At 43.0% G+C, this 13,974-nt stretch carries 12 protein-coding genes; all 12 read left to right on the top strand.

From position 1 onward, the window contains the following. The first annotated feature begins 66 nt into the window (after positions 1–66). The 12 genes from proB to B3V51_RS00360 all read left to right on the top strand — a co-directional run bounded on the left by proB (position 67) and on the right by B3V51_RS00360 (position 13,931). Complete coding sequence (gene proB / locus B3V51_RS00415) at positions 67–1,239, top strand: glutamate 5-kinase (protein WP_058024204.1); 1,173 nt, start codon at positions 67–69, stop codon at positions 1,237–1,239. 129 nt (positions 1,240–1,368) lie between these two features. After that, entirely contained in the window at positions 1,369–2,505 is a 1,137-nt protein-coding gene (hemE, locus tag B3V51_RS00410) for a uroporphyrinogen decarboxylase (protein WP_212563712.1), read from the top strand. Positions 2,506–2,665: 160 nt separating this feature from the next. Continuing rightward, positions 2,666–3,733 carry an N-acetyl-gamma-glutamyl-phosphate reductase gene (gene argC, locus B3V51_RS00405; protein WP_071003502.1) on the top strand — a complete coding sequence of 356 codons (1,068 nt, stop codon included), beginning with the start codon at positions 2,666–2,668 and terminating at the stop codon, positions 3,731–3,733. Positions 3,734–3,953: 220 nt separating this feature from the next. Then, positions 3,954–4,703, top strand: coding sequence for a hypothetical protein (locus B3V51_RS00400; RefSeq protein WP_284719219.1), 750 nt, complete (start codon positions 3,954–3,956; stop codon positions 4,701–4,703). 157 nt (positions 4,704–4,860) lie between these two features. Continuing rightward, entirely contained in the window at positions 4,861–5,256 is a 396-nt protein-coding gene (locus tag B3V51_RS00395) for an ATP-dependent Clp protease adaptor ClpS (RefSeq protein WP_083328960.1), read from the top strand. 627 nt (positions 5,257–5,883) lie between these two features. Beyond that, complete coding sequence (gene clpA, locus B3V51_RS00390) at positions 5,884–8,430, top strand: ATP-dependent Clp protease ATP-binding subunit ClpA (protein ID WP_212563710.1); 2,547 nt, start codon at positions 5,884–5,886, stop codon at positions 8,428–8,430. 167 nt (positions 8,431–8,597) lie between these two features. Further along, a complete protein-coding gene (locus B3V51_RS00385) occupies positions 8,598–9,335 on the top strand; it encodes a uracil-DNA glycosylase (protein ID WP_286707765.1) in 738 nt (245 codons plus the stop codon). 9 nt (positions 9,336–9,344) lie between these two features. Further along, complete coding sequence (gene tadA / locus B3V51_RS00380) at positions 9,345–9,908, top strand: tRNA adenosine(34) deaminase TadA (RefSeq protein WP_414706356.1); 564 nt, start codon at positions 9,345–9,347, stop codon at positions 9,906–9,908. Between the two features lie 187 nt (positions 9,909–10,095). Continuing rightward, positions 10,096–10,863, top strand: coding sequence for a (d)CMP kinase (gene cmk / locus B3V51_RS00375; RefSeq protein WP_286707764.1), 768 nt, complete (start codon positions 10,096–10,098; stop codon positions 10,861–10,863). Between the two features lie 300 nt (positions 10,864–11,163). Beyond that, positions 11,164–12,852 (top strand): 30S ribosomal protein S1, encoded by a 1,689-nt coding sequence (rpsA, locus tag B3V51_RS00370; RefSeq protein ID WP_286707763.1) that lies wholly within the window; start codon positions 11,164–11,166, stop codon positions 12,850–12,852. A 308-nt stretch (positions 12,853–13,160) separates the two neighbouring features. Next, the gene (locus B3V51_RS00365) at positions 13,161–13,466 is read left to right on the top strand and encodes an integration host factor subunit beta (RefSeq protein WP_058024195.1); all 306 of its coding nucleotides are present in this window, start codon (positions 13,161–13,163) and stop codon (positions 13,464–13,466) included. 57 nt (positions 13,467–13,523) lie between these two features. After that, positions 13,524–13,931, top strand: coding sequence for a lipopolysaccharide assembly protein LapA domain-containing protein (locus B3V51_RS00360; RefSeq protein ID WP_071003508.1), 408 nt, complete (start codon positions 13,524–13,526; stop codon positions 13,929–13,931). The last annotated feature ends 43 nt before the right edge of the window (positions 13,932–13,974 follow it).

The raw sequence follows: 13,974 nt of genomic DNA, 5'->3' as shown, positions 1-13,974 counted from the left end.
AAGCGGTTATACTTGAATTGTGAATTTAATCCCTACAATCAATTGATATGAAAAAAAGGAGTTTATATGGCAGATGACATAGCAAACACGACCGAAGAAGCAAGATTTGTTAAACAATCTCGCAACTTTGATATTCAGCGCGTTATTGTCAAGATTGGCTCATCATTATTGACAAATAATGGTCGAGGGTTGGATCGTACTGCCATATATGAGTGGGCAAAGCAGATTGCTAAGCTGCACAAAAAAGGTGTTGAAGTGCTGCTGGTATCGTCAGGTGCCGTTGCTGAAGGTGTGGTACGTATGGACCTTGAGGAACGCCCTAAAAAACTGGCAGCATTACAAGCCTGCGCTTCTATTGGCCAAATGGGACTGATTGAAACATGGTGGTCAGCACTTATTCAGCATGGAATTCAAAGCTCACAGCTCTTATTGACTCATGATGACTTGTCCAATCGTAGCCGTTATCTCAATACCACAGGCGCGCTCACGCAACTATTAGAATGGCGTGTGCTACCGGTCATTAACGAAAATGATACCATTACCATTGATGAGATTAAATTTGGCGATAATGACACGTTGGGTGCGATGGCAGCCGCGATGGTTAATGCAGATTTGTACATCATCTTAACCGATCAAGAAGGCGTGTTCACTGATAACCCACGTGACAATCCTGATGCCAAGATGATTCGTCAAGAACGTGCCATGGCCGATTATTTATTTGATATTGCAGGTGACGGTGGTAAGCTTGGACGCGGTGGTATGTTAACCAAAATTCGTGCTGGTCGTCTTGCAGCAATGGGTGGTTGTCCAACCGTTATTGTGAGCGGTGCTATCGATGATGTGATCACTCGTGTTGTCTCAGGTGAGGCAGTCGGTACATTATTGACCACCAACGAAGAAGATAAAATCATCGCTCGGAAACAATGGCTTGCCGCGCATTTGCGTATGTCAGGTAGCTTGGTCGTTGATGCAGGTGCCGCAAAAGCATTGACTGAGCATAACAGAAGCTTACTGCCAGTAGGCGTTGTAGAAGTTCGTGGCGGCTTTGATGAAGGTGATGTGGTAGAAATTGTTCATCAAGACACTGGCGAGCGTATAGCCGTTGGGCAAGTAAACTTCTCATCGCATGAGGCGCACCGTGTTGCCCGTGAGCGTACAGAGAAGTTTGACAAAATCTTTGGTAGTAACGAAGACCGTGTGGTGATGGTGCATCGTGACAATCTTGCGATAACTGTATAACGTATTCATGATATAGCACGGCTGTTTTTTATAGCTTATAAATATTTATTGTTATTTTATTCAACCTATTTTATCCAGCACAGTATCTATTTATAAATATGGATACTATGTTGTTTTGGAGATTTGTACATGAGTGCTTCAGACAAGAGTGACTCGATTCAGCAGCAATTTGCACCACTAAAAAATGACAGGCTGCTACGTGCATTACGCTTTGAGCCCATCGATACCACGCCAGTTTGGATGATGCGCCAAGCTGGTCGTTACTTACCAGAGTACAAAGCCACTCGTGCTGAAGCCGGCGACTTTATGAGCCTGTGCAAAGATACAGATCGTGCTACTGAAGTGACGCTCCAACCGTTACGTCGTTATGACTTAGATGCCGCGATCTTATTTAGTGACATCTTGACCATTCCTGATGCCATGGGATTGGGTTTGTATTTTGAGACTGGCGAAGGTCCTAAGTTTAAGCATCCAATTCGCAAGCAGGCTGATCTTGATAGATTGCCAGTACTTGAGCCTAATGATTCTCTTGACTATGTAATGCGCGCCGTGACCAGCATTCGCAAAGCGCTAAATGGTCAAGTGCCTTTATTTGGGTTTTCTGGTAGTCCATGGACGCTTGCGACGTATATGATAGAAGGTGGTAGTTCAAAGGATTATCGTTATACCAAAGGCTTTTTGTATAGCGATCCTGATTTTTTACATCAGCTATTAGATAAGCTTGCGACTTCGGTCATTGACTATCTCGATGCACAAATTGTGGCCGGAGCTCAGATCGTACAAATATTTGACAGTTGGGGCGGGGCGCTTGGTCATCGTCAATTTATCGAGTTTTCGCACAATTACAACAAGCGTATCGTGGCTGAACTAAAGCAACGCCATCCACAAGTACCAGTGGTATTATTTACCAAAGGTGGCGGATTATGGCTTGATATTCAGGCTGATAGCGAAGCTGACGCTTTAGGTTTAGATTGGACGATGCCGCTTGACCGCGCGCGTCAAGTACTGACTGAGAGTCAGCGCGAGTTAACCAAAAAGCATAAGAAGCTACAAAGCAGCAAAGCCATTCAAGGCAATTTAGATCCGGCAACGTTATACGGATCACCCGCCACTATCCGCTCTGAAGTGAGTGCGATGCTTGATCGCGCCTATGCTAATGGCGAAAAAACTGGCTACATTGCAAACTTAGGTCATGGTATTACCCAGTGGGTGAATCCTGACAATGCCAAAGTCTTTGTTGATGCGGTACATGACTACAAGATCTAAAAGCCACGGTATTTAAAGCTATGCTATGGTATTCAAAGCCATAATATTCAGAGACGGTAGGATTGACAGACTGGTTTTATGTCTATATGGCTTTGTAAGCTAGATAAAAATATAGAATTTATTAGATATAATGAGTGCTTACTAAGAATAAGGATAATTTATGATTTCAGCAGCGATTGTCGGTGGTACAGGTTACACAGGTATTGAGCTTATTCGCTTACTATCTGCTCACCCTGAAGTGTCTATTGATTTGCTAACCTCGCGTAGCGAAGCTGGCACTCGCGCTGATGAAATCTTCCCAAGCTTACGCGGTATCTCAGATATTGTTTTCAGTGACTTAGGTGACAATACGCTTGGGGCATTGCAAAAATGTGATGTTGTATTTTTTGCGACGCCGCATGGTGTTGCGATGAAGCAAGCAGAAGCGCTGACCCAAGCTGGCGTAAAAGTCATCGATTTGGCAGCTGATTTTCGCCTGCAATCATTGACGGAGTTTGAGCACTGGTACAAACAATCTCATGCTTGCCCTGAGCTGTTGAAGACAGCAGTTTACGGGTTGCCTGAAATCAATCGTGATAAGCTTGCCAGCGCTTTATTAGTTGGCAACCCTGGCTGCTATCCGACTACTGCGATTTTGGGTTTAAAACCTGTTATCGAAGCACAAAATGAGCAAGCAGAAAGACTAGTCGAGTCTCGCATTGTCATCGATGCCAAATCTGGTGTATCAGGTGCTGGTCGTCAAGCGTCACTGGCACTTAATTATGCGGAAACAACGGATAATTTTAAAGCTTATAGCGTTGAAGGTCATCGCCACTTGCCGGAGATTGAGCAGGGTGTGGCGCAGTTACTAGACAGTCAGTTTACACATCGCATTCGCTTTTTACCGCACTTAGTGCCTATGATACGCGGTATGCTGAGCTCAATTCATATGGAGCTGACCGATGCAGGTGCGGCTATCGATTGGCAGCAAGTGTTTGAGGACAGCTATGCATCAGAAGGTTTTGTTGATGTCATGCCAAAAGGTGTTTATCCAGACACGCGCAGTGTGCGTGCTAGTAATCGTCTACGTATCGCAGTACATCAAGACAACGAGCGTGCTGAGCTGACGGTCATTGTGGTGCAAGACAATTTGGTAAAAGGTGCCGCAGGGCAAGCTGTCCAGAATATGAATGTGATGTTCGGCTTTGATGAGTCGATGGGACTCAATTTTGCACCTATCGTACCTTAATGCTGGCTTTTTTGTCGCTAAGTCATTCATATTTATGGTACTAGGTATTGATTATAAATTCCGCTATAATAACTTGCCTTTACTCTTAAGAGATACCATCTAAATGCGTGTTAAACTTGAACGACGCTTTTTTTTAAAGTCATCACGTCTATCGTGTCAAGATTCTGTTCTATATGGCTTGGCGTGCAAAACGCATTCCGATAAAAATAGTAATGGCTTTATGAGTGATATCGGTAGCACTCAACGAGGCGCGTCTACATTAGTATTGGCTTTATTTGTAGTAGTGATATTAGTGACTGCCGTGGCTGGATTGCTATTCGGACATAAGCTGGGCTATCAGCGTGGTTTTCATTCGATGGAAACGCAAGCTCAGCAAGCGATTATCGATGGTAAAGAAGCGACAAAAGCGCTAGAAGATTTGCGTCTTAGTAATAAAATCGCGACCAATCAAGCCGCGACAGCCAAGCAAGAGCTGGCCATAAGTCTCGCAAATCTAAAAGAGCTGCGTGAAAATCAACAAGCTCTGACGGTAGAAAACAGGCAGGTCTCACAGCTTAATGAGATATATGCTGATGTGATTGCTGAGAAAGGTGGCATGCCGCTACAAATATTGGGCGCTAAGATTGAACCGCTGCCCGAAAATGCTTTTGAGTATGGTTTTGATATTGGTATGCTCAGTAGCGACGGTCAAGCCAAACGACTCCAGCCAACCTTGACGTTACTCAATAATGATGACCTTGTAGAAGTTCCCTTAGATCCTGCAAGCTATGCGATCGAAGGTATTGTTCGTATACGCGGTCGTTTTATAATGCCCTCAGGTTTTAAACCTTTACAAGCAAAACTAAGCTTGCAAGCAGGTGGCCAAACAGTAGAGCAATTGTACGATTGGAAGCTCGGTGATAAGGTTGATAACATGCTACCATCACTTTTAGACTTGCCAGAAGTTGATGAAAGCCCGATTGTTCCCTAGATACAAGTCTTAATAAATACCAAACAGCGATGATATAGTTGAAAACAAAGCACCATGTCTATATATAGTCATAGTGCTTGATATTTCATCGCCTGCCTAGCTAATCTCTCTTATTCCAAACTTACCTTATAATTATACTTTGATTATGATGAAAAAAATGATATTACAAGCTACGCCAACGGTTGCTGATTGGCATTTTCCAAATATGCCTGCTCATCGCGCACAGGACGGTGATACAGAAGGTGAAACGTCACCGCAAGCAGATGTGCTGGTTGCTGAGCCAGAAATTGCTAAACCGCCTATGTATGCGGTGGTTATGTATAATGACAATTACACGCCAATGGAGTTTGTCGTCTATATTTTGCAGTCAGAGTTCCGCCATAGTATGGACTCTGCGGTCGAAATTATGCTAACGATTCACAATAGTAGCAAAGGTATTGCTGGTATTTATCCCAAAGACATCGCTGAGACCAAGGCCAAAAAAGTAAATAGTTTGGCACATCGTGAGGGCTATCCACTATTAACCCAAATTGAGCCACATCAAGGCGAGTAAAAGGATAGCAAGACACTATATCTTATTCTCACATCAGCTCTCATTGCCATACCTAATCGTTTTTTGTTCTCATCCAGTTGTTATAGCAGCTCACTCTCAAAGTGAGCTAAGCCATCTATTTTTACAGCCTCGCTTTAGATACCCGTATTTGATTAAGCATGTCAGTGATTATATCGCTCTTATAGTCTTGATTTTATTGTAATATATCCTTATATACTAACTAGGCTTCTCAATAATTTTTATAACCTTTCGATCACTCGTTATTAATATCCTCGTTCATCTACTTATTTTTTATCCACATTAGCTCTTTAAGCTTCTCGTCGCTCTCACATTCTTCGTTATGTACTCGTAGTATGCTTTGATACACTTTAGTCTGCGTTAATAGATTGACTCTGTCGAAGTATCGTGTTGATATAAAGAAAAGCGACTATGAATTATCACAATCACTGCTAACTGATAGATAGATTACAGCATTCGTCACACAGTCTATGGTCCAAATGATATATCCATGATTTTTTAATTATACGAATCTTACTCTTGAACAATCGATCTATCGCCCTGATTTACTTACTAACTCATTCATAAAACTATCAATTATAAAGATAGATATAACCGTAGGAAGTTGTTATGTTAAGTCGTCATCTTGAAGTTTCTCTACGTTTAGCAATGACGCTTGCGCGCCAAAAATCGCATGAGTATCTTACTGTTGAACATTTATTATTGGCGCTATTAGAAAATACTCACGCTGCCAATACCCTAACTGCCTGTAATGCCAATATATCGGCACTGCGTACTGAGCTTGAAGCTTATATCAATAAGCACACGCCAACTGTTGATGCAGATACAGATCAGTCACCGCAGCCAACGCAAAGCTTTGATCGTATTTTGCAACGCGCTATTTTTCATGTGCAGTCTATAGGCGGTGGTCGATTGGTAGAAGGCTCTGATATTTTGGTTTCTATGTTCTCAGAGCATGATACTTATGCCGTTTATCTGCTCAAAAAACAAGGTATTAGCCGTCTTGAGCTGACCCAATATTTATCACATGGTCAAGACAAAGAAGAGCCATCTGAGCAACGTGCTTCTATGACTGGTGAGCGCCGCAGTGCGTCTGAAAAAACCAGCAAAGATCCACTGGTTGAGTTTGCAACCAATTTAAATCAGCGTGCTGCTGAAGGCGAAACAGACCCACTCATTGGCCGCGCTTCTGAAATTGAACGTGCCGCTCAAGTTTTATGTCGCCGCCGCAAAAATAATCCATTATTGGTCGGTGAACCAGGCGTTGGTAAAACCTCTATCGCCGAAGGTTTGGCGTGGTTGATTATCAATGATAAGGCACCCAAGCCACTTAATGGTTGCGTGATTTATAGCCTTGATATCGGCTCGCTTATTGCTGGGACGAAATATCGTGGTGATTTTGAAAAGCGTATGAAATCGCTTCTTGATGCGCTGAAGAAAAAGCCCAATGCTATTTTATTTATTGATGAGATTCATATGATCATTGGTGCAGGCTCGTCAATGAGCAGCAATATGGACGTATCTAACCTTATCAAACCTGCCTTGGCTAATGGTGAGCTGCGCTGCATTGGTTCAACGACCTTTACTGAGTACCGTCAAGTGTTTGAAAAAGACCATGCACTATCACGTCGCTTCCAAAAAATCGATGTGAAAGAACCAAGTGTAGATGATGCCGTCGATATCTTGCGTGGCCTCAAGCCTCGCTACGAAGAGTTTCATAATGTGGAATACACGGATGAGGCATTAGTGACTGCTGTACAGTTATCAGCCAAGCACATTCATGAGCGTTTTTTACCCGATAAAGCCATTGATGTGATCGATGAGGCAGGTGCGTACAAACGTCTGGGTGTGGTACCTGATGTAGAGGATATTGAAGCTGAAGAGAGCTTTATTGCAGATTTAGAGCAAGACTTTGATGTACAGATTGATGCTGATGTCGAAGGTATCGATAGCGATGCAGACAGTGATAATGAGATGCAAGACGAAGCAGAGACGGCAAAGGCAAACGACCGTGCTCAGTCTGCCGATGGCCTAAAATCTGCTAAAGCGCAAAAGCCACCGATGAAAATCGATGTCGCTGATATCGAAGCCATTATCGCTAAACTGGCACGCATTCCGCCCAAGTCGGTATCGAGTGATGACAAGAGCATTCTTGAGCACTTGGATCGTGATCTTAAGCACTTAGTGTTTGGTCAAGATGAAGCGATTACCACGCTTGCTGATGCAATTAAGCTGTCTCGTGCAGGACTAAAAGCACCAGATAAACCGATTGGCTCGTTTATGTTTGCAGGGCCGACAGGGGTGGGTAAAACGGAGGTCTCTCGTCAGCTGGCCAATCTGTTGGGTGTAGAGCTGGTACGCTTTGATATGTCAGAGTACATGGAAGCGCATACGGCATCACGTCTGATCGGTGCGCCTCCAGGCTACGTTGGTTACGATCAAGGTGGATTGTTGACTGAAAAGATCAATCAACATCCGCATTGCGTACTGCTACTTGATGAGATTGAAAAAGCGCATCCTGATGTCTTCAACTTGCTATTGCAGGTGATGGATCATGGTACATTGACTGATAACAATGGCCGTGTTGCTATCTTTAAGCAAGTCATCATTATTATGACAACCAACGTTGGTGCTGATAGTATCAGTCGCTCTTCTATGGGCTTTACTCAGCAAGATCATAGCCGCGACAACACTGAGGCGCTCAAGCGCGTCTTTACGCCAGAGTTCCGAAATCGTCTAGACGCGATTATTCAGTTCAATCCACTAGATACTTCAGTGGTTGTGTCAGTTGTTGACAAGTTCTTGGTTGAGCTACAAGTACAGCTTGATGATAAGCAAGTCACATTAGAGATTGATGATGATGTGCGTGATTATCTGGCTGATAAAGGATACGATCGCCTTATGGGTGCACGTCCAATGCAGCGCCTGATTCAGGACGAGATCAAAAAGCCACTGGCAAATATGATTTTATTCGGTGACTTGGTGAATGGCGGCGTCGTTCATTTGACTTTAGCCCCTAAAGCCGACAATACGCAAGACGATGATACAGTGAAGTTAGATAAATCTTCGCAAAAAGGTTCACCGGATAGTCGGATTGTTTTGACTGTGGTCGAGACTCATGAGCCACGTTCAGACTCTGAGTCAGTGGCTAGCTAAAACATTTAGTTTGAATATAAGAGTAACGGCTATCGTAACATTACGGTAGCCGTTTTTTTGTTGCTATAATTCATCAACAAAGCTCATACGGTTTTTTGTTACTATTAGTCTTTAAAATAAGCCAATCACTAAGCATTCATTTCATAATAAATATAAAAGGATATACCATGGAGCTGTTTGACGAGCAGACAACCAAAACACCAGAGCAAAAACAAGCCATTTTAGACAATGTCCGTCTGCCAGAGGACTGGAAGGCGGCATTAGCAGATGAGTTAACATCCGAAAATATGGACAACCTGCGTGCATTTTTAAAAGAAGCCTATCAGTCAGGGGATAGCATTTATCCGCCCGCGCCGTTGATGTTTAATGCGCTTAATCTCACGCCTTTATCGCAAGTTAAAGTGGTGATTTTAGGTCAGGACCCTTATCATGGGCCAGGGCAGGCCATGGGATTGTCATTCTCTGTTCCTAAAGCGATTCCTAAGCCGCCATCATTAAACAACTTGCTTAAGGAGATGGCAGATGATATCGGTATCGCACCCTCAAAACATGGTGACCTAACTTACTGGGCGCAGCAAGGTGTTTTGCTACTAAACAGCTCACTAACTGTGCGAGAAGGCGAGCCAAACAGTCATCAAAATAAAGGCTGGGAGCAGTTTACCGATGCAGTCATTGACGCGGTCAACGAGCAGACAGAACATACCGTATTTATTTTGTGGGGCAGTAAAGCACAAAAGAAAGGTAAGTATATCGATACCGACAAACATCTTATTTTAACGGCAGTGCATCCTTCGCCGCTAGCTGCCAACCGCGGTGGATTTTTTGGGACAAAGCCATTTTCTAAAACCAATGATTATCTGATGCAGTATGGCCGAACGCCCATTGACTGGCAGCTACCGCAATAAATGCTAAATATGATGAAGACAACTTTAGCGCCTTATTTTTCAGCGGCGAGCGACTCAGCAAGTATACCTTTTGCTCAGCTTATGTTTTGGTCGCTATCAGATGTTCAATGGATGCAAAAGGCTCTTAGACTAGCGAGCCAAGGCGCTGATGTCGGTGAGGTGCCAGTAGGCGCTATATTGGTACACGATCAGCAGATTATCGGGCAAGGTTTCAATCAACCGATTGGCGGTCATGATGCGACGGCACATGCTGAGATAGTCGCATTAAGAGAGGCGTGTCAGCGTCTACAGAATTATCGACTGCCACTACAGACAACTTTGTACGTAACACTAGAGCCTTGTACGATGTGTATTGGTGCGCTTATTCATGCACGTGTTGATAGGCTAGTATATGCGGCGAGTGAGCCACGTGCTGGCATGGTAGGCAGCCAGATGGACTTATCAATGCAGCCTTTTTATAATCATAATATCCAAGTTCATAGAGGATTGTGCAGTGAGCATAGTAGTCAATTGCTAAAGACGTTTTTTCGTGAGCGTAGGCGATTAGCGAAACAGAATAAAAACAGCGTTTAATCCAAAATGATTAATAAATAAGATATCAGTTTGGGCGCTAGTGGTAGCGATGATTTTTTGCTATAATATCGCCCTATTTGGTAGCGAATTTTTTAGCTTGCTATCAAGCATTTGATATACCAGTAAATATTGCTTCATTGCTACTGCATGACAGCTATAGGGTAACAACTATTATTGAGTAAGTATTATGACCGTCTCCGTATCTGATAACGATCTACTCAATAAAAACGATAGTGTAAACCATTCAGCACGCTATCCGGTTATCTGTATCGATGGGCCTAGTGGCGCTGGTAAAGGTACGGTCACATGGCGTTTAGCTCAAGTGTTGGGCTATCAGCTATTAGACTCTGGGGCGCTGTATAGAATCGTAGGACTTAAAGCATTTGAGGCGGGATTGATCACAGCAGATGCCAGCCATCCAATCGATGAGTCGGCAGTGCTAGCGCTCACGAAAAGTTTGGAGATAGCGTTTTTACCAAATAATGATTCTGGACGTGTAGACATCATTGTGAATGGACAAGCGGTAGGTGATCAGGTACGTAACGAGACCGTAGGCGGCTATGCTTCACAAATCGCGGTGTTTCCAACAGTCCGTCAAGCGCTGCTTACGTTGCAACAAGATATGGCGACACGCTCAGGGCTTGTCGCTGATGGTCGTGACATGGGAACCGTTGTATTCCCAGATGCCGATGTGAAAGTATATTTGACGGCGAGCGCGGAAGCGCGTGCTGAGCGCCGCGTGACCCAGCTAGTTAATGCTGGGCAAGCAGCAGATTTTGACTCGATTTTGGCGACGATTAAAGAACGTGATGATCGTGATGAGAACCGTAGCACCGCACCATCGAAACCTGCAGCAGATGCTTTGTTACTTGATAGCTCAATGCTCGATGCTGATGCGGTTTACGAGCAAGTAAAAAGACATTGTCAAGATAAAGGGCTGTTTTTTAATAGTTAATAAAAACAACATATTAAGTACTAAAAAATTTCCTATAGTCCCTGTTTTTAATGTAGAATTGTACAGTTGGAAGTTAGTGTTTTTTAACGATTAATTATTTATTAGGCTAGGTTGATAAAATTTTGTTTGATAGAATAAAGTAAGACAGTTGTTGTTAGTAAGTTTAAATATGCGCTTATTAACAACAAACGTTTTTATATATGATTGCATAAGATATAAAACCAGTATTCTCGTTTTACGCAATCATAAATTTGATCCGTACTGTGCTGGACAGGATACGGCTATACAAAGGTAGACATAATGGAATCATTTGCTGAACTATTTGAAGCGAGCATCGAAGAAACTGGCCTAGACATCGAGCGTGGCTCGGTGATTAACGGTACTGTTGTGGCCATCGATAGCGATTGGATCACAGTAGATACTGGTCTAAAATCTGAAGGTATCGTCGCTCGTGAAGAGTTTTTAAGCGAAGAAGGCGAACTTGAAGTTGAAGTTGGCGATAGTGTTGATGTCGTAGTTGAAGCGGTTGATAACGGTATGGGTCAAACCTTGCTGTCACGTGAAAAAGCTAAGCGTGTTGAAACTTGGAACTTCCTTGAAAAAATCGCTGACAATGATGAGATCGTAAAAGGTATCATCTCAAGCAAAGTTAAAGGCGGTTTCACTGTAGATATCGGTTCAGTACGCGCGTTCTTACCAGGTTCATTGGTAGATGTACGTCCTATCCGTGATACAACGCATCTTGAAGGCAAAGAGCTAGAATTCAAAGTCATCAAACTTGATCAAAAGCGTAATAACGTTGTTGTTAGTCGCCGTGCAGTTATGGAAGCTGAAAACTCAGCTGAGCGCGAAGAGCTATTGAACAAACTTGAAGAAGGCATTGAGATCGAAGGTATCGTTAAGAACCTTACTGATTACGGCGCGTTCGTTGATCTAGGTGGTATCGATGGTCTATTGCACATCACTGACATGGCATGGCGCCGTATCAAGCATCCATCTGAAGTTGTTGAAGTTGGTCAAGACCTAAAAGTTAAAGTATTGAAGTTTGACCGTGAACGCAATCGCGTAAGCCTAGGTCTAAAACAACTTGGTACTGATCCTTGGGACAACGTTGGCGGTACTTACCCAGTGGGTAGTGTTGTTAAAGCTCGCGTAACCAACTTGACTGATTACGGTTGTTTCGCTGAGATTTCTGAAGGTATCGAAGGTCTAGTACACGTATCAGAAATGGATCACACCAACAAAAACATCCACCCATCTAAAGTAGTTCAAGTGGGCGATGAAGTTGAAGTAATGATCCTTGATATCGATGAAGAACGTCGTCGTATTAGCCTAGGTATCAAACAGACTCTAGCTAACCCATGGGATGAGTTTGATAAGAAACATGAGCGCGGTGATAAAATCACTGGTACGATCAAATCAATCACTGATTTTGGTATCTTTATTGGTCTAGACGGTGGTATCGATGGTCTGGTTCATTTATCTGATATCTCTTGGAACGAAACTGGCGAAGATGCTATCCGTAATTACAACAAAGGCGACACCGTTGAAGCAATGGTATTGTCTGTAGATGCAGAAGCTAACCGTATCAGCCTAGGCATTAAGCAGTTGAGCTCTGATCCATTTAACGAATACCTAGTCGCTAATGACCGCGGTGCTATCGTTAATGGTAAAGTGAAAGAAGTAGACGCTAAAGGCGCTACTATTGAGCTTGCTGACGAAGTTGAAGCTTATCTACGCGCTTCTGAAATTCAACGTGACCGCGTTGAAGATGCAACTAAGCATCTTTCTGTCGGTGATGACGTTGAAGCAAAAATCATCAGTGTTGATCGTAAAACACGCAACATCAACTTGTCTATCAAAGCGAAAGACGAAGCTGAAGAGCGTCAAGCGATTAAAGATCTTGGTAGCACGAACACAACTGCCGCTGCAGGGTCTGATGCACAGCCAAAAACGATTGGTGATTTGATCAAAGAGCAAATGCAGTAAGTTGTAAGTTATTGATATAAAAGTAATATAAAAAAAGCGACTTCGGTCGCTTTTTTTATGGTTAAGTTTTGATATTTGTATTAATAGGTAAGGTTTTTGGCTAAATAAGGAAACTCTTATTCCTATTTTCCTCAATATCCGCTATCATTTGCAACATTGAGTAACGAGATGTGAGCGACAGTGTATTTAGAGTTGCGATATGACTCGTGCAAATAGACTATTCTGATATGAGCTATTAGTGTTTCTGTTGATAATACTGTTTTGTCTTATTATCAGTTTATCCATCAATCAACAAGGCAAGCGTAATAATGCAGCAAGCGATTAACAAATCCGAATTTATCAGTAATTTGAGTGCGAATTGTGACAACATGGCAGATACCATCGTTGATGATGCCGTTCGCGAAATATTAAATTTGATGACCCATACTTTAGCCAATGATGGCCGAGTCGAGGTTCGTGGGTTTGGCAGTTTTTGTCTACATCATCGCCGCGCTCGTGTCGGACGCAATCCTAAAACGGGGGAGAGCGTACCAGTTCCTGCTAAAGCGATTCCACACTTTAAGCCAGGTAAAGCATTACGTGAAGCAGTCAATGATAAAGTAGCACACAGCTAATATTCATTAATGATTGACTGACCAAAAACTATCATTCCAACCTGAGGTAACTGTCTCATGCGCTTTTTATTATTCGTATTGCTGTTTTTGAGCTTTGCTTACTCGCTTGGTCTGGTATTGGCAAATAATACCGAGGTCGGGGTCAATTTACTGTTTTCGCAAGCGCCTACAATGAATTTGGGACTACTGCTCATTCTATGTTTAATACTCGGCATCATTATTGGTATTCTATTATCATTGCTTATATTCCGCGTACTACAGAATAAGTGGGAAATCTCACGTTTACAAAAGGCAAATGCAAATCTACAAGAGCAATTGAATCAAGCCAATGTGGTGATTGACCGTCAGGCCAATGCGCCAACCGTAGATGAGGCTGTCTATGGTGCCAGATCGATTGATATGCAAGACAATACAGACACACATCTAAATGAAGGTGGTACGTTGTCTAAGCGCAAGCGAGATTAAATTGCTCGGCCATAGAAATGGTTGTTGATTTTGAAAATACAGT

Origin of the sequence: Psychrobacter sp. UBA2514, assembly GCF_002341255.1 — a bacterium.
Taxonomy (GTDB): domain Bacteria; phylum Pseudomonadota; class Gammaproteobacteria; order Pseudomonadales; family Moraxellaceae; genus Psychrobacter; species Psychrobacter pacificensis.
The sequence above is the reverse complement of the archived record's forward strand: the minus strand, read 5'-3'. Positions and strand labels throughout refer to the sequence as shown.